Here is a 15,434-nt window from a genome sequence, read left to right on the forward strand (position 1 = left end):
CTGCGCCGGGCTACGGCGCCATTAACTCCTGTGTTCTGGTCAACTTCTGAGGGCGCCTCTATGCGCCTTTGGCGCATTCCTGGAATGCCTGCGCGCTGCTCGGCATTCTTAAGCCGAATATTGAAGCTGCATTTCCGGCTACGACGGGCTGAGATCGCTGAATGGCTGGATGTGGTGTGAACGGCTTTCTGACGGGCAGACCGGATGGGTTCCCCTGGCGCTGCTGCATAAGCATGAAGGGAAAACCTGAATATGGTCTTGTGGTTCCTGAGGAGCAGAGCGCGCTGCCTGTTTTTGATACCACGGTCAGAAGCCGTAGCATTTATGCTTTTCTGAAGGGGGTCAGTTTGGATATCGAAAATTATTGTACTATAAGGGCTTCCCCGGCATGTCAACGCCGGTGTTTACGGTTTCTGTCTGCACTATAGTAAAAAAATAAAGGGGAGAGACTGCGGTACTATAAACGGTCATGATGAATCGTCATCGATTCGGACCCTGATGAAAGACGCTCGTGAGGCTCTAGTTCGTTAGTCGGGTACACTTGCCCTGTACAATAAGTAGATATACCTCACGGGGTCTAACCCTTTATCATCAACGAGTTGCAGATCAGATGGTCATACAGCTTTGTACTTTAGCTGGCTGAGTACAACCTGAAATCATCACCGTAATGCAATGATGCCCAGCACAGTCTTGCATTTTTGGCAGCGATGGCAACAACAGCGCGCCAGTATCCTCTGCGTTCGACCAGTGAGCAGACCCAACGACTGAATAAATCAGTCCTTTTCTCCGCCCCGATCAGTACCGAGCGGGCACCCTGAACCAGAAGTGTTCTCAGATACGAATCGCCAGCTTTCGTTATCCTGCCAAGCTTCGACTTTCCGCCGCTGCTGTACTGCGATGGTGTCAGTCCCAGCCAGGCTGCCAGCTGGCGCCCATTCTTAAAATCATGTGCATTACCGATACTGGCGACCAGCGCACAGGCCGTTGTGGGGCCAACGCCCTTCAATTCCATCAGCCGCTGACTGCGATGATCTGTTTTGGCCATGCGGGACAAAATTCGGTCATATTCAGCGATGTTATCTTCAATGCGAGCAACGTGCTCCAGCAAATCATCAACACATTGCTGAACCTGAAGTGGTAAAGAATTCTTCTGCTCAAAAACTATGTGGCGCAGGGCATCTGTACTTTGTGGGGCGATAACGCCGAATTCAGATATCAACCCCCGGAGACGATTATATGTTGCTGTTTTCTCTTCGATAAAACCCTGTCGGGTACGATGCAGACACTGCATTGCCTGCTGGCTCTCATCCTTAACCGGCACAAACCGCATATGTGGGCGACGAACCGCCTCGCAGATAGCCTGAGCATCAGCTGCATCATTTTTCCCTGATTTACCAGCGATGCGGTAAGGCGATACAAATTTAGCGGCCATCAGACGCGGCTCATGACCATACTGCCGAAACAGTCTTGCCCAGTAATGAGCCCCGGAGCACGCCTCCATCCCGATAACACAGGGCGGCAAACCAGCAATCAGCCCGGGAAGAGCTGCGCGGGTTACTCTGGATTTAACCAGAACGGTTTTGCCATTCTGGTCAACGCAATGAACAGCGAACACATTTTTAGCAAGATCGATACCGACAGTAGTAATGGTCATAACGAATCCCTCCGGGGTTGTGTTTACCCCATGATTGCACAAGAGTTAATCAGGCGCATAATCAGGGGAAGTCCCTTCCATTCGTTAAGCACATTATTTAACCAATTCGGATACGTAAGTGATTGATTTATCGTCAGTGGCTATCGCTTTTAGGTTGTCGCTCTTGCTGTATCGCATTTAGGTTATCCGATTAAGACAAAATCCCCTGAAAACGCTGTATAGCGCGGGAGTACACCCTATTGCTACAGGTAAGCCTGTTCAAAAAACAGGCTTACCGTACAATAATTCTCTATATCCAAACTGACCCCTAAAACGGCTCGATGACTTCCACCATGTTTTGCCATGGCAGAATCTGCTCCATGCGGGACAAGAAAATCTCTTTTCTGGTCTGACGGCGCTTACTGCTGAATTCACTGTCGGCGAAGGTAAGTTGATGACTCATAATGAACCCTGTTCCATGGCTCCAGATGACAAACATGATCTCATATCAGGGACTTGTTCGCACCTTCCCTGGGTTTGAGTCGGGTCGGGATAGCTTTCTGTGACTAGCTTAGGTATAAATTCACAGCGGCAAAATCTGGCACGAATCCTTATCCACTCGCTTTATCACGCAACAGTTACGCCCATTATTTTTGCCGTAGTACATGGCTTCGTCGGCTCGGTTAATTATTTCATACAGCCCTTCGTGTTCTTGCACTTGTGTCAATCCGCCGGTTACGGTGACTTTTACCGGTTGCCCAGAAATTAGAAAATCCTGGTCAGCCAGGCTACACCGTATTCTCTCCGCTGCTGATTGCGCTGCAAGCGTGGTCGTCGTTTCCAACAGGATAATAAACTCTTCGCCACCAAATCGATAAAGACGCTCGGTATTGCGAGTGGCTGATTTTAAACGCTGTGTAACTTGTTGCAGTACGAGGTCCCCGGCATTATGTCCCCAGGTGTCATTGATGGACTTAAATCGATCGATATCCATTATCAACACATACAGGTTGTTGCTGTTTCTCTGACAGCGTGCGAGAAAACCAGGAAACTCCTGATAAAGTAGATGACGTAATGGTAAGCCTGTTAAAGCATCATGCTGATTGCGGTAAGCGAAAAGATACGATTTATACGAATCGATACTGTCAATAAATGCCTGCTGCCGTTCATGGTATTGGCTGACCAGTTCCCTTGTTGCTGTCCTGGCAATCACTGCCTGAGCTAGAGTTCGTGCAATATCGTGCATAGCCTGGTGATGACGTTCGATCTCCATCACCATATTCAGGTCAAGGGTATCTCCATGGGCACTGTTGCAAAGTTAGCGATGAGGCAGCCTTTTGTCTTATTCAAAGGCCTTACATTTCAAAAACTCTGCTTACCAGGCGCATTTCGCCCAGGGGATCACCATAATAAAATGCTGAGGCCTGGCCTTTGCGTAGTGCACGCATCACCTCAATACCTTTGATGGTGGCGTAAGCCGTCTTCATGGATTTAAATCCCAGCGTGGCGCCGATTATCCGTTTCAGTTTGCCATGATCGCATTCAATCACGTTGTTCCGGTACTTAATCTGTCGGTGTTCAACGTCAGACGGGCACCGGCCTTCGCGTTTGAGCAGAGCAAGCGCGCGACCATAGGCGGGCGCTTTATCCGTGTTGATGAATCGCGGGATCTGCCACTTCTTCACGTTGTTGAGGATTTTACCCAGAAACCGGTATGCAGCTTTGCTGTTACGACGGGAGGAGAGATAAAAATCGACAGTGCGGCCCCGGCTGTCGACGGCCCGGTACAGATACGCCCAGCGGCCATTGACCTTCACGTAGGTTTCATCCATGTGCCACGGGCAAAGATCGGAAGGGTTACGCCAGTACCAGCGCAGCCGTTTTTCCATTTCAGGCGCATAACGCTGAACCCAGCGGTAAATCGTGGAGTGATCGACATTCACTCCGCGTTCAGCCAGCATCTCCTGCAGCTCACGGTAACTGATGCCGTATTTGCAGTACCAGCGTACGGCCCACAGAATGATGTCACGCTGAAAATGCCGGCCTTTGAATGGGTTCATGTGCAGCTCCATCAGCAAAAGGGGATGATAAGTTTATCACCACCGACTATTTGCAACAGTGCCGTTGGCTCAACGCCCACGCATTGCCATCCACACGCGGGCAGCTCCTGTCGATATTCGGAGTTGTCTCTATGGGCTCATGGGCAATCGGGCAGGCGTTACTCAACATCGCACCGCCCGCCGACGTGACATTGTTCCTCATCGTGTCGCTGCTGATATCAGCGGCGGTGGTTCCGATCACCTTGCTGCCCAGTCATCCGCCGGCCCAGGTGGAACAGGAATGGGTCGTTCAGGGACCTCGTCCTCGTATCACCTCTCGCTGCGGCTGGCGCTTTCCTGGCCGGCCTGGCTATCGGTGGTTTCTGGGGCATGGGCGCGAACTTCGCCCAGAGCATCGGCCTCGATGTGGGCGGTATCTCCGCCTTCATGGCTGCGGTTCTTGGTGGAACGCTCGCCTTCCATTGGCCACTCGGTTGGCTTTCGGATCGAGTGCCCCGGAATCTTGTCATCGCCGGTGCGGCGCTGGCGTCCGCAGCGTCTGCCATCGGCGTAGCGTTGGCGGTGGAAGCGCCTCTGCCGCTGCTCCTTGCGGCAGGTGCGCTGTTCGGCGGCTTTGGCATCCCGATTTATTCGTTGTGTCTCGCCGTCGCAAACGACGATCTTCCGGCCGGTCGGCTACTCGGCACCGCGCGCGGGCTTCTGTTGCTCAACGGGATCGGGACAGCCGCTGGCCCCCTAATAGGAGCAGCTGCAATGAATATCGTCGGCCCTGGCGGCCTGTTCCTTTATGCGGCGGCGTTGCTCACGCTCCTGGCAGTGCTGGCCATCGCCCGCAGGCAGCCGAGGCGCGCCAACCAGGCCAAGGCGGCCCCCCGTTCTCCGAGCACGCCGATGATAACCGGATCTCTCGATACGATGATATGCATGGAGAAGCGGGCGCAGGGCGTGCGGGATTAGCGCGGCACGGCGCCTGCACGAACCGCGGGGTCAGGCGATGATAGCTGTTACGCGAATTTCGATACGCATGGTTGGAAGCCCCAGCGCTTCGATTCCCAACTGCGTCCAGATTGGAGCGCGGTCGGGCATGTAGTGGCGATACAGCTTGGCCATTGTTTCGTTGATCACGGGAGGAATCCACCGACGTGATAGGAATTGACGTGGACCACATGCGGCCAGCGTGCTCCGGCGGTCGCGAGCGTCCGTTCCACGTTCTTGAACGCCTGCTCGATCTCTTCCTCAATCGACTCCGGAATGACGAGATCGTCGTTCCATCCGCCCTGTCCGGAGATCTCCACGCGGTCACCAATGCGCATTGCCTGAGAATAATGAAGCGCGTCATGCAGGCGCGTCCCGTATCCGGGGGTGATGAAGAATGAAGGTGTTGTCATGAGTTTGCCTTTGATGAGCCAGGTCAACGCGGCTGCAAGTGACCGTATGCATGCAGAAAGAGATGCAGGGCGTTCGGCACTAGCGCGCCGGCTGCGGTGGAGGGCTTTATTCCACGTCTTCTACGGTGAGGTCCCGGCCGTTGAACTGCACGGTCTCCCCGGCTCGGGCACCCTCGATCGCTTCGAAGATCGGCGCCATCGTGGAAATGCCCATGAGCTCACGCCCCTGACAGGTAAACTTGCTCGTTGACACCGCGATCACAAAGTGGCGGCCGGACAGCTTGACGACAGCGCCTTCGTTGACGGCCAACTTGGGGCCGAAATCGATCGTCCTGAGCTTTTCGAGTTTATTGGCGTAGTCATGGAGCGTGTCATCGAGCGCTTCAGCGAAGTCGCTCGCGACCTCGGCCTGAGCTAGTTCGTCGTTTTCGATCGGTTCGCTCCGATCGAGCCGAGCGGTAGAGACATAGTCCAGGTAGTTTTCGCGAGCGCTGTGCAACGCTGCTGTCTCCAGCAAGAGCATAGTTTCTCGTATGTGGTCCTTGTTCCAGTCCATAATCACCTCCTAATTTTCGATGTTCTTAAAGTTCAGCCTGCAGATGTGTGGGCCAGGAAGGCCAGCCTTTCCGGCTAAGCGACACCGCTATTCGTCGCTGATGACGTCTTCGCCCTGGTATGGAACCCTGATCAGCCGAGGATCTCGAATGATGCTCGTGACGAGCCAGACATATTCCTGCTCGGCGGTATCGAAGCCGAGGATGCTGAAGGATTGGCCGAAAGGGCATGGCGGGAAGTCTGGAAAGCCCTCGCGCAGAACGTAACGCTCGGGATCGCTGTGAAACTCGCTCTTGTAGACTTTCCGTAGTCCGTGCTTGCTCGGCGCGTCCTGGTCACCTGCCGGTGCTGTTTCCCGATGCGCCACAAGGCGCTCGGACAAGTCGCGGGGGCAGATTTCGTGGAACACGTCGAAGGCGTCGATCAACAGGCCTTTATGCTCTGTCGCCGGATCGGTGATCGCGTAGATGTTGGAGGCATCTTCGCCGTCGTCCCCGCTCTCGAGGCGCAACGCCGCATCGACGCGAATGCTGCATGCATCGAGGGTTGACCCTAGTTCGAGATCGACGAGATTGCCGTCCTTGACGCGGTATTCGCGGTCATAGCCTTTGGCGATGAATGACTGGACTGCTTCTAGAACGTCGGTCACCTGGGAGGTCATGGAAGCACCTTCATCTTGAACTGGATTGGACACGCTCGCGCACAAAGCGCGCTGTGACTCGGCGGACGGAGAAGCTCGCGAAGTGCGTTACTCATAGCCACTTGGCCTTCTTGAAGCGCATGAACAGGAGAAGGCAGAACACCGCTATCACTCCGAGCACGACGAAGTAGCCATATGGCGTGTCCAGTTCCGGCATGTGCTTGAAGTTCATGCCATATATTCCGGCGATCGCCGTCGGGACCGTCAAGATCGCCGCCCAGGCCGCGAGCTGGCGAGTGACCACACCGATCCTTTGCGCTTCCAGAAGGCTGCTGGCCTCGAAGACCGTGGACAGGACAAGCAGGAGGCCGTCGACCATGGACTGCACGCGGTGGACATGGTCCGCGACGTCGTGGAAATATGGTGTCATTTCGGCGCTGATGCAGGGAAAGTGGCCGCGAACGAGCTTTCGCACCAGCTCGGCCATAGCCCCGAGCGTGCGCTGGAACCGCGTGAGTTCGGACCTTAGTTCGAAGATTCGCGCCACCTCTTCTGGCCCGAGGAAATCGTGCAGCGACCGTCGCTCCATCGCCAGGACGTCGTCCTCGATCATTTCGAAGATGGGCAGATACTGGTCGACCACTCGGTGCAAGATCGCGTGCAGCACATAGTCGACACCCTTGCCGAACTGCGTCGGCGATGCCTCGAGTTGCTCCCGAAGTTTGCCCAGCGCTCCGGCATTGCCGTGCCGCACGGTGATAAGGTGATTGTGACCGGTGAAGATCGCCATCTTGCCGTAGCTGATCCGGTCGCCGACCAGCTCGGCGGTCTGGGCGACGACGTACAACTCATCGTTGTAGACCTCGAGCTTGGGCGGGCACAGCGGGTGCATGGCGTTGTCGATCGCCAAAGGATGGAGGTTATACGTCGTCTGGATCGCGCTGAGTTCGTCTGCGGTGGGCTCGCTAAGCGCGATCCAGCAGAAGCCCGAGCGATTCTCGTTTAGTTCGACGTGCTCATCGAGCCTGATTTCACGGACTCGCTTACCTTCGTTGTAATAATATGCGGCGATAATGGTCATGCAGGCCTCGCAGGAATTCGCAGGCCACGCTGTACAGCCGGTCGCGCCAGCCCGCGTTCGAGCCATGCCTGCACGTTCGAATAGCTGCTTAGGCCGAGGATGTCGCCCGCTGCGTAGAATTCGACCAGCGCATTCACCCAGCCAAACGTCGCAATGTCCGCGATCGAGTAATCATCGACAATCCATTCGCGGCCCTCCAGCCGGTGATCCAGGACCCCGAGAAGACGCCTGGATTCATCAACAAAGCGCTGCCGAGGTCGCTTGTCCTCATAGTCCTTGCCGGCAAATCGCAGGAAAAAGCCTAGCTGTCCGAAGGTCGGCCCAACGCCCGACACCTGAAAGAACACCCAGGCCAGAGTCTCGTACCGCTGGGCGGGTGTTGTTGAGATGAGCTGCCCCGTCTTGTCGGCCAGATAGATGAGGATCGCACCGGTTTCCCATATGCCAATGGGCTGGCCGTCAGGGCCAGCCGGATCGATGATCGCGGGTATGCGGCCGTTGGGATTCAACGACACGAACGCTGGATCCTTCGACTCGTTGTTCGAGATGTCGACGAAGTGGGGCTCATACGGCAGGCCAGTCTCCTCCAGCATCATCGAGACCTTGACGCCGTTGGGCGTGGGGGCCGCGTATAGTTGCAAGCGATCCGGATAAGATGCTGGCCAGCGCTGCGTGATGGGAAAGGAGGAGAGGTCTGTCATATCTGGATCCTGGCACTGCGACGGCGGCTGAATGGAATGATCTGCTTCAAGGCCGGGTTCGACGACCGCGTCGATTGACGCGGTCGTCGGAGGTTGCGAACCGGATCGGCGCGGCACTAACGGCAGCGAAGCCTATTCCGCTGCAGCCCCGGCCGCAGGGCTCACATCGCCGGCCTCATGCCGCTTTGGAAGAACCCAGTCGGGACGGACGAAGTGGCAGGTGTAGCCGCCCGGCCGCTTCTCCAGATAATCCTGGTGATCGGGCTCGGCCTCCCAGAACTCGCCGACCGGCTGGACCTCGGTCACCACTTTGCCATCCCACAGCCCCGAGGCATCCACATCGGCGATCGTATCCTCGGCGACGCGCTTCTGCTCCTCGTCGACATAATAGATGCCCGACCGGTAGGAGAGCCCACGATCATTGCCCTGGCGGTTCAGCGTCGTCGGATCGTGGATCTGGAAGAAGAATTCCAGGATGTGCCGGTAGCTCGTCACTGTCGGGTCGAAGACAATCTCGATCCCCTCGGCATGCGTGCCGTGATTACGATACGTGGCGTTCGGAATATCGCCGCCCGTGTAACCCACACGGGTCGAGATGATGCCGGGCCGCTTGCGGATCAGATCCTGCATGCCCCAGAAACATCCTCCTGCGAGAACAGCGCGCTGATGCATGTTAAGCCTCCTCTACTTGATCGAGATATTCACCGTATCCCTCGGACTCCATCTCGTCGCGCGGGATGAAGCGAAGGGACGCAGAGTTGATGCAGTAGCGCAGACCGCCGCGGTCGGAAGGACCGTCCGGGAAAACGTGGCCCAGATGGCTGTCGGCGTGTACCGACCTGACCTCCGTCCGGACCATGCCGTGTGCACTGTCCCGCACCTCGTTCACGTTTGCCGGAACGATCGGCTTGGTGAAGCTGGGCCAGCCAGTACCCGAATCGAACTTGTCCGTTGAAGCGAACAGCGGCTCTCCCGACACTATGTCGACGTAGATGCCAGGCTCCTTGTTGTCGTTGTGCTCACCCGTGAAGGGCCTTTCGGTCCCCGAATCCTGGGTAATCCGGCGTTGCTCGGGGGTCAGGCGGTCAACTGCTGCCTGTGACTTCTCAAACTTCATGATAGTCTCCAATAATTAATCTAGAGAGCTCGACACACTGTCATTTATCTTTGCAGTCATTGCGCCGACTATAGCATGCGCCCCAGATTTATCCAATACGCTGCGCGTATAGTTTCCATAGCGCCGAAGCTCTTCACGTCGTGATTCAGTTCCACTCATACCGGGCTGCCAGCTGCGCGATGTTCCGTATCTCGACCGTTGCCGTGGAGCCGGATACTGTCGCGATCACGACTTCGCGCTCCAAGACAAATCCGTCGATCGGCCGAGTGACGAGGCCTTGCACGGTCGGCGATCGTTCCGGAAGAATGCATATGGCGTGGCCGTCAGCGACGACCCGTTGCACCCAGTCCTCGCGATCTGATCGAAAGCGAGGTCGCATGAGCAAGTCCCGTCGCGCGAAGTGATCGAGGATCCGATCGCGAAACTCGCATTTCAGGCGATCGACGAAAGGAAACTCGAGCAGGTCTTCGCCGCGCACGATCTCGTTGGCAGCCAAGGGATGGTTTGCAGAACAGCCGAGCACGAAGCGCTCCCGAAATAGAGGATGCACATCCAGCTTGCGTTCCGGTCTTGTTTCACGCGGCATGATGCACGCGTGGTATTTTCCTGAAAGCACCTCCGATGTGTCCTCGTTCGACTGGAGCGAGTGCAGCTTGATTTCGATGGATGGCATCTCCGCCAATGCGCTCTCGAAGAATGCCGTAAATTCCTTTGGTCCGACGGTGGGCGCGACGGCGACATCCAGCACGCGGTGCCCCCCCATCGCCCAGTGCTCCGAGTGATTGCGAACGCTCTTCATCGCGACCACCATGCGCCGGAATTCTGCCTCGACGTCATGGCCAAGGCCAGTCAGGCGGCTGTTCTTCCCGTCGCGATAGATCAGCGGCCCGCCAAGCTCATCTTCCAAGCGGCGGATCGCGCGGGTCAGACTTGGCTGTGACACACCGCTCAAGCGAGCGGCCGCTGTGAAATTCAGCGTCTCGGCCAAGTTGATGAAATAGCTGACTTGATTGAGTTCCATAGTCCTTTGGCCCACGCGCCTGACTGATACCTCTTCCGTGAGACCGCCTTTGGAACGCAGGTCGCAGAAGTATGCTTGGCGCATATAATCATGATATAGGGGCTTGTCTATATGCGCCAGACATATAAATGATAGCCTGAGATGACGATTACCGGTTGGCGGTGCGCTCCGCTCAGCTCCGTCGAAGGTTCTGAGAGCGCAACCGCCAAGCCGCGTGCTGGAGGTTTGATGGACATGGCAGGAAGATCATTTACGTTTGTCAGTGGGGCTGGCTCTCCGCTGTCCGGGCACCTCGAACCGCCGGAAGGGACGCCGCGGGGCTGGGCGATCTTCGCCCACTGCTTCACGTGCGGGAAAGACAGTCGCGCCGCTGTTCACATCTCGCGCGCGCTGTCGCGTGCGGGCATCGGGGTCTTGAGGTTCGATTTCGCCGGGACCGGGATCGGCGGTGGGACGGGAGAACCTGTGAACTTCGCGTCGGACGTCGAGGACCTTCGGGCCGCCGCAAATGCGATGGCGGCGGCGGGCATGTCACCGTCCCTCCTCGTCGGGCACAGCCTGGGTGGCACCGCTGCGATCGTAGCCGCCGCCGACATGCCTGATATTGCGGCGGTAGCGACGATTGGTGCGCCGGCCGACCTTCAGCATATCTTGCGCCTCTTCGGACCGAATGATCTGGACACCATCGCGAGCGAGGGCGAGGCCTCGGTGGAGATTGCCGGTAGGCCCTTCCTCATTCGCCGAGGGTTCCTTGAGGCGGTTGAGGGGATCGACGTCGAGAAGGCCATTGCCTCCCTGCGACGGCCGGTGCTGGTCATGCACTCTCCGCTGGATCAGGTGGTCGGCATCGACCACGCGTCGCGCATCTTCGTCGCGTCCAGGCACCCTAAAAGCTTCATCTCGCTCGACAACGCGGATCACCTTCTCACCGACGTCGCGGACGCGAACTACGCCGCGGCCATGGTGGCGGTTTGGGCGAGCCGCTTTCTCCCACCACTCAGCGCGGATCTTCCGCAGGTCGAGGTTGCGGAGGGCGTCGTCTCCACCGAAACTCTTGCAGGGACGTTCCAGCTCAAGGTCCGCAGCGGCGAGCACACTCTGTTCGCCGACGAGCCAGCATCGGTCGGTGGCCTCGGGACCGGACTATCTCCCTACGAACTCGTATCTGCCGGCCTCGCAGCCTGCACGGTGATGACGATGCGTCTCTATGCGAACCGCAAGGGCTTTCCGCTCGAACGGGCGAGCACGACCGTGCAGCACGAGAAGGTGCCGGACATGATGCCACCCGACCGGTTCACCCGCACCATTGTCCTCGATGGGCCGCTGAGTGATGATCAGCGCGCTCGGATCCTCGCGATCGCTGATCGGTGTCCCGTCGATCTGAGTCTCATCCGGGGTTCGGACGTGCAGACCGAGCTCTTGAGCGCCAGTCAGGCTGCGGATCCCGCGAGGCTGGCTTGACCGTGGCGCACACGGAGGAGGGCGAACGGACTGTGAGCCAATCGCCTACCGGCAATAGGGCGGCCGCGACAGAGCGAGCAATTCTCGCAGGCGGCTGCTTCTGGGGCATGGAGGATTTGCTGCGCCGAGCCAGGGGAGTCATTTCGACGCGTGTCGGTTACACAGGCGGAGAAATGCCTGATCCGACCTACGCGAGACATTACGGCCATGCGGAAGCAGTGGAAGTGACCTTCGACCCTTCCGTTCTCGCCTATCGCTCGCTCTTGGAACTCTTCTTCCAGATACATGACCCCACGACCTACGAGCAACAAGGCAGCGATGTCGGTCCGAGCTATCGATCGGCGATTTTCTACACCACCGAAGTGCAGAAGGAAGTCGCCCTCACAACCATCGCGGAAATCGAGGCATCAGGAAGCTGGCCAGGCCCGGTCGTGTCGGAGATCAACCCAGAAGAACCCTTTTGGGAGGCGGAGCCAGAGCACCAAGAATACCTGGTGCGCTATCCTGGGGGCTATAGCTGCCACTTCGTGCGCCCGACCTAGCGGTTGGACCGCTCAGACGAACGCCCAGCTGTAATACTTGACAGAAAGAGTTGATGATGACCGAAACCGTGACTAATCAGGCCGCCTGGCAGAAAGCGCCGGGGCAGCCACTGAGGATCGGTGTCACCGCTCTGCCGCATCTGGCGGCGAACGAGATATTGATCCGCAACGCGGCCATCGCGATCAACCCACTCGACTGGATTCTGCAGGACGTCGCGCTTTTGCCATGGCTCGACTATCCCGCGATTCTCGGCAGCGACGTCTCCGGTGAGGTCGCGGCGGTCGGTGGCGCGGTCGAGCGGTTCAAGGTCGGCGATCGAGTCATCGGACAGGCGGTCGGGACAACCGTAAATCAACCTGCGCAGGGTGCGTTCCAGCACCACACGATCGTGCTGGACCACATGGCGGCGCCGATCCCCAACAACATTGCCTTCGCTGATGCGGCAGTCCTCCCGCTTGGCCTTGGCACCGCCGCAAGCGGGCTCTACGGACGGACACAGTTGGCTCTCGCGCCACCGTTACACTCGCCGACCGCGCGTCCAGAGGTCGTTCTGGTCTGGGGTGGATCGTCGAGCGTTGGCTGCAACGCCATCCAGCTCGCGGTGGCGTCGGGCTACAGGTGCGTCGCCACCGCTTCGGCGCGCAACGTCGGCCTGTTGAAGGAGCTGGGTGCAAGCGAGGTTCTTGACCACTCGAGTCCAGCCATCGTGGAAGACGTGATTGAGGCAATGCGCGGGCGCAGTCTCGCTGGAACGCTTCACGCGACCGGTCACATGAAAGACTGTTTTGCCGTAGTTGCGAGATGCGAGGGCTCGCGCCGGGTGGCAGCGACGCTGGCCCCGCCCGACGAGCGTTCATTTGGAGTCGAGGCGACGCACATCTCCGGGACGAGCCTCAAGGATGACGAGGTTGGTCCAATGATCTACCGCGAATTCCTGCCGCAGGCTCTCGCGGCGCGCACGTTCGTCCCCGCCCCTCCGGCGAAGATCGTGGGCCAGGGCCTTGAAATGCTCCAGGCTGCCTTGGAAGCCCTGAAGGCGGGTGTATCCGCAGCGAAAATCGTCGTTACCCTGCCTTGAGTGACCAGCCAGGCGGTTTTTCGCGTTCGCAGTCTGAGGTGGCCCGCACTTTGCCGATTGGGAAGCTCTACCGGGAAAACGCGTTTGGGACGCGCGCTGCGCTCCTGCCGGAGCATGCGTTCCCGAAACCTGTTCCCGACTGCTTTTCCCCGAAACTACCTATCGGACATAGAGAAATGGGAATGCAGCGAGTGGTTTGAACGGCCGCTTCCGAAACCGCGTTCCGATCAATTGAGCGGCTAAAAGTGGGGCGATCACCGACATATTAGAATGAGACCGCCATGCCCGATCGGCCGGCTTGACGCGTAGCCAAAAGAATGCGGCTGATGGTAGGCTCGCTGACATTATGAAGCCCCGCCATCTGAGCAGCGTTGAGCTGCCGCAATTGCGAGTCTCCTACGCGTCGTCGTTCTTCTCGCGGTCCACACCTCGCTCATGCAATTCGGCATCGACGGGGCAGTTCGTGCAGCCCTCGTAGCAGCACAAGCGGCAGATGCGGTATGACTGCTCGAGGTTTTCCAAGCGATTTCGGAGAACGCGTTCAGCGATGTCCGATAAGGTTTTCAGTTCGTCTGGATTAAGGATCGATAGCCCTTCGGCAATCACTTGATCGCGCGAGGCCAGGACCTCGTCGCTCGCGACCTTGCCAGTTGGAGTAAGATAGAGGGATCGCGCGCGCCCGTCTGTCGAATGCTCCCTACGCTCGATCAATCCCTCGCTTACCAATCTATCCACCAGGCGAACAGTTCCAGCATGTGAAAGGCCCACCCCGATCGCAAGCATACGGATCGAGAGCCCGGGCTTGTGCGCGAGCAACGCCAGCGCTGAGGCGGCGGGTCCAGCTTCCGGCGCCCGCGATGAACTAGCGCGAACGATGTCGTCGCTGATCATGAGTGCGAACGCCCCGAAAATGTTTCGATCTCGAGGTCCATCCATTGCCACATCTATATGTGCGCGGAGCATAGACAGCAAGCCATACCGTGGTCCTCTTCCTCCGCGCGGCTTGTGGAAAATGTCCTGTTTTAGAAGGGTTTCGGAGGATTTCGACTGATCGAGCGCGCCGAAAAAAACGGGTCCGGCTCGTTAAGGCCGCGGAACCGTTGATACCTGGCGGCTATAGGGCAAGCCTTTTCGCTCGGAATCGCCGTAGGTCGCGCCCGAGAATCACTCCGCGTCAGCGCTGTCATCCAGGCCGCGCAGGTGCAGATCAGCGAGACCTAGCTTGCCCCCGGCGTCGCACTTCCATCGTGTCACCGCGCGCGATCACGATTGTATCAATCCCATTGAGGAACAGTCCGTGCTCCACGACGTCGGGGATTGCGGCGAAACGGGCGAAGACCGCGTCGCCATGCAGCTGAGCGCCTCCGGGCTCGATATCGCGACGGAGCATCCATGCCCCGCGGAGGTTCTGCAGGATTTGCACGCCCGCCGTCACGAGAGGACCACAGTCACGAGAGCACAAGCGCCCCTCTGTGGCGGACCGAAGCACGCAGCAGCACGAGGGACGCCGCTAGCAGAACTGCGTCCTTCAGTAGAAACTGCCCTGGTGCAGCCGAAATCGCAGGAAAGCCGCCGGCAGTCTGCTCCGCGACACCTGGAGTGGTGATGAAAAAGGTCAGCGTGATCAGATAGGTCGCTGCTGACATTAGTGCGCCTAGCGCAGAGAAGAGTGGACGAAATGCACCAAGGATCAGAACGAGACCGGTCGATAACTCGATAACGCCGATGAAATAGCTTTGCCCCTGCGTCCCGAACATGCCGAGCCAATTCATGATCGGGCTGTGTTCGATAAACGGGGCGATACCATAGGCCTCGTACGCTGTGAACTTCATCGCGCCGAACCACAGAAATACGATCACGAGAGCCCATCTAAGCAGGCCAAGATCCCTCCGACCGTGCTCGGGGACAAGAAATTCATAACGGTCGAAAATGCTCATCTAAAATTCCTCAACAGTGGTCCCGTGGGAACGTCACGAACGTCGTCTACGTGCTTCGGGCAGGCGTTGCAGTATATGCGCGACGCATATACCATATACTAATAAGCGAGATATGTCGAGCGGCTGGCTCGCGCTTCGCTGCCTCACGAAGCCATCCTCATCGGCGATGCCTTTACCCAGCAAACGCGCGACCTTTGCGGGATTTTGACTTGATGGGGC

The 15,434-nt window shown here is 57.9% G+C and carries 18 protein-coding genes and 1 pseudogene; 4 read left to right on the forward strand and 15 right to left on the reverse strand.

Annotated elements, in window-relative coordinates:
- Positions 1-631: 631 nt before the first annotated feature.
- The 4 genes and pseudogenes from ACLHV9_RS25085 to ACLHV9_RS25100 all read right to left on the reverse strand — a co-directional run bounded on the left by ACLHV9_RS25085 (position 632) and on the right by ACLHV9_RS25100 (position 3,693).
- Positions 632-1,654: an IS110 family transposase gene (locus ACLHV9_RS25085; protein WP_045899963.1), complete on the reverse strand. Its 1,023-nt coding sequence runs from the start codon at positions 1,652-1,654 to the stop codon at positions 632-634.
- 310 nt (positions 1,655-1,964) lie between these two features.
- Positions 1,965-2,096, reverse strand: a pseudogene (locus ACLHV9_RS25090) (IS5/IS1182 family transposase); the annotation flags it as partial.
- 120 nt (positions 2,097-2,216) lie between these two features.
- On the reverse strand, positions 2,217-2,906 hold the full coding sequence (locus ACLHV9_RS25095; RefSeq protein ID WP_407221225.1) for a diguanylate cyclase domain-containing protein: 690 nt from the start codon (positions 2,904-2,906) through the stop codon (positions 2,217-2,219).
- A gap of 82 nt (positions 2,907-2,988) precedes the next feature.
- Positions 2,989-3,693 carry an IS6-like element IS26 family transposase gene (locus ACLHV9_RS25100; RefSeq protein WP_001067855.1) on the reverse strand — a complete coding sequence of 235 codons (705 nt, stop codon included), beginning with the start codon at positions 3,691-3,693 and terminating at the stop codon, positions 2,989-2,991.
- A gap of 369 nt (positions 3,694-4,062) precedes the next feature.
- On the opposite strand from ACLHV9_RS25100, the gene ACLHV9_RS25105 reads away from it, so the two are divergent.
- Complete coding sequence (locus ACLHV9_RS25105; protein ID WP_234784053.1) at positions 4,063-4,650, forward strand: MFS transporter; 588 nt, start codon at positions 4,063-4,065, stop codon at positions 4,648-4,650.
- Positions 4,651-4,680: 30 nt separating this feature from the next.
- Here ACLHV9_RS25105 and ACLHV9_RS25110 read toward each other — a convergent pair whose 3' ends face one another.
- The 9 genes from ACLHV9_RS25110 to ACLHV9_RS25150 form a co-directional block, all read right to left on the reverse strand.
- Positions 4,681-4,818, reverse strand: a complete 138-nt coding sequence (locus ACLHV9_RS25110) for a hypothetical protein (RefSeq protein WP_181726046.1) — start codon at positions 4,816-4,818, stop codon at positions 4,681-4,683.
- Positions 4,815-5,081, reverse strand: coding sequence for a Rid family hydrolase (locus tag ACLHV9_RS25115; protein ID WP_410397571.1), 267 nt, complete (start codon positions 5,079-5,081; stop codon positions 4,815-4,817). The genes ACLHV9_RS25110 and ACLHV9_RS25115 overlap by 4 nt, the downstream gene beginning before the upstream one ends.
- Before the next feature lie 106 nt (positions 5,082-5,187).
- A complete protein-coding gene (locus tag ACLHV9_RS25120) occupies positions 5,188-5,637 on the reverse strand; it encodes a hypothetical protein (protein WP_004099042.1) in 450 nt (149 codons plus the stop codon).
- Between the two features lie 87 nt (positions 5,638-5,724).
- The gene (locus ACLHV9_RS25125) at positions 5,725-6,297 is read right to left on the reverse strand and encodes a hypothetical protein (RefSeq protein ID WP_004099040.1); all 573 of its coding nucleotides are present in this window, start codon (positions 6,295-6,297) and stop codon (positions 5,725-5,727) included.
- Positions 6,298-6,388: 91 nt separating this feature from the next.
- Positions 6,389-7,357 (reverse strand): magnesium and cobalt transport protein CorA, encoded by a 969-nt coding sequence (locus ACLHV9_RS25130; protein WP_002118270.1) that lies wholly within the window; start codon positions 7,355-7,357, stop codon positions 6,389-6,391.
- Positions 7,354-8,058, reverse strand: coding sequence for a glutathione S-transferase N-terminal domain-containing protein (locus tag ACLHV9_RS25135; protein WP_004099038.1), 705 nt, complete (start codon positions 8,056-8,058; stop codon positions 7,354-7,356). Before ACLHV9_RS25135 ends, ACLHV9_RS25130 begins: the two co-directional genes overlap by 4 nt.
- A gap of 132 nt (positions 8,059-8,190) precedes the next feature.
- Entirely contained in the window at positions 8,191-8,730 is a 540-nt protein-coding gene (gene msrA / locus ACLHV9_RS25140; protein WP_004099036.1) for a peptide-methionine (S)-S-oxide reductase MsrA, read from the reverse strand.
- A 1-nt stretch (position 8,731) separates the two neighbouring features.
- Positions 8,732-9,175, reverse strand: coding sequence for a peptide-methionine (R)-S-oxide reductase MsrB (msrB, locus tag ACLHV9_RS25145; protein ID WP_004099035.1), 444 nt, complete (start codon positions 9,173-9,175; stop codon positions 8,732-8,734).
- Positions 9,176-9,320: 145 nt separating this feature from the next.
- Positions 9,321-10,196, reverse strand: a complete 876-nt coding sequence (locus ACLHV9_RS25150; RefSeq protein ID WP_011191349.1) for a LysR family transcriptional regulator — start codon at positions 10,194-10,196, stop codon at positions 9,321-9,323.
- A 228-nt stretch (positions 10,197-10,424) separates the two neighbouring features.
- Here ACLHV9_RS25150 and ACLHV9_RS25155 point away from each other — a divergent pair, with 228 nt between their 5' ends.
- Genes ACLHV9_RS25155 through ACLHV9_RS25165 form a run of 3 tightly spaced genes read left to right on the forward strand, consistent with a single transcriptional unit; the run spans position 10,425 to position 13,278 of the window.
- Positions 10,425-11,657 carry a bifunctional alpha/beta hydrolase/OsmC family protein gene (locus ACLHV9_RS25155; protein WP_004357650.1) on the forward strand — a complete coding sequence of 411 codons (1,233 nt, stop codon included), beginning with the start codon at positions 10,425-10,427 and terminating at the stop codon, positions 11,655-11,657.
- 32 nt (positions 11,658-11,689) lie between these two features.
- Positions 11,690-12,199: a peptide-methionine (S)-S-oxide reductase MsrA gene (msrA, locus tag ACLHV9_RS25160; RefSeq protein ID WP_227536979.1), complete on the forward strand. Its 510-nt coding sequence runs from the start codon at positions 11,690-11,692 to the stop codon at positions 12,197-12,199.
- A gap of 53 nt (positions 12,200-12,252) precedes the next feature.
- Positions 12,253-13,278, forward strand: a complete 1,026-nt coding sequence (locus ACLHV9_RS25165; RefSeq protein ID WP_004357654.1) for a zinc-binding alcohol dehydrogenase family protein — start codon at positions 12,253-12,255, stop codon at positions 13,276-13,278.
- Between the two features lie 396 nt (positions 13,279-13,674).
- Here ACLHV9_RS25165 and ACLHV9_RS25170 read toward each other — a convergent pair whose 3' ends face one another.
- Both ACLHV9_RS25170 and ACLHV9_RS25175 read right to left on the reverse strand, forming a co-directional pair.
- Positions 13,675-14,169, reverse strand: coding sequence for a MarR family winged helix-turn-helix transcriptional regulator (locus ACLHV9_RS25170; RefSeq protein ID WP_004099028.1), 495 nt, complete (start codon positions 14,167-14,169; stop codon positions 13,675-13,677).
- Positions 14,170-14,726: 557 nt separating this feature from the next.
- Positions 14,727-15,215 (reverse strand): YkgB family protein, encoded by a 489-nt coding sequence (locus ACLHV9_RS25175; RefSeq protein ID WP_004099027.1) that lies wholly within the window; start codon positions 15,213-15,215, stop codon positions 14,727-14,729.
- Between the last annotated feature and the right edge of the window lie 219 nt (positions 15,216-15,434).

It is taken from the genome of Enterobacter sp. CPE_E890, from assembly GCF_046521475.1.
In the GTDB taxonomy this organism is placed as follows: Bacteria; Pseudomonadota; Gammaproteobacteria; order Enterobacterales; family Enterobacteriaceae; genus Enterobacter; species Enterobacter adelaidei.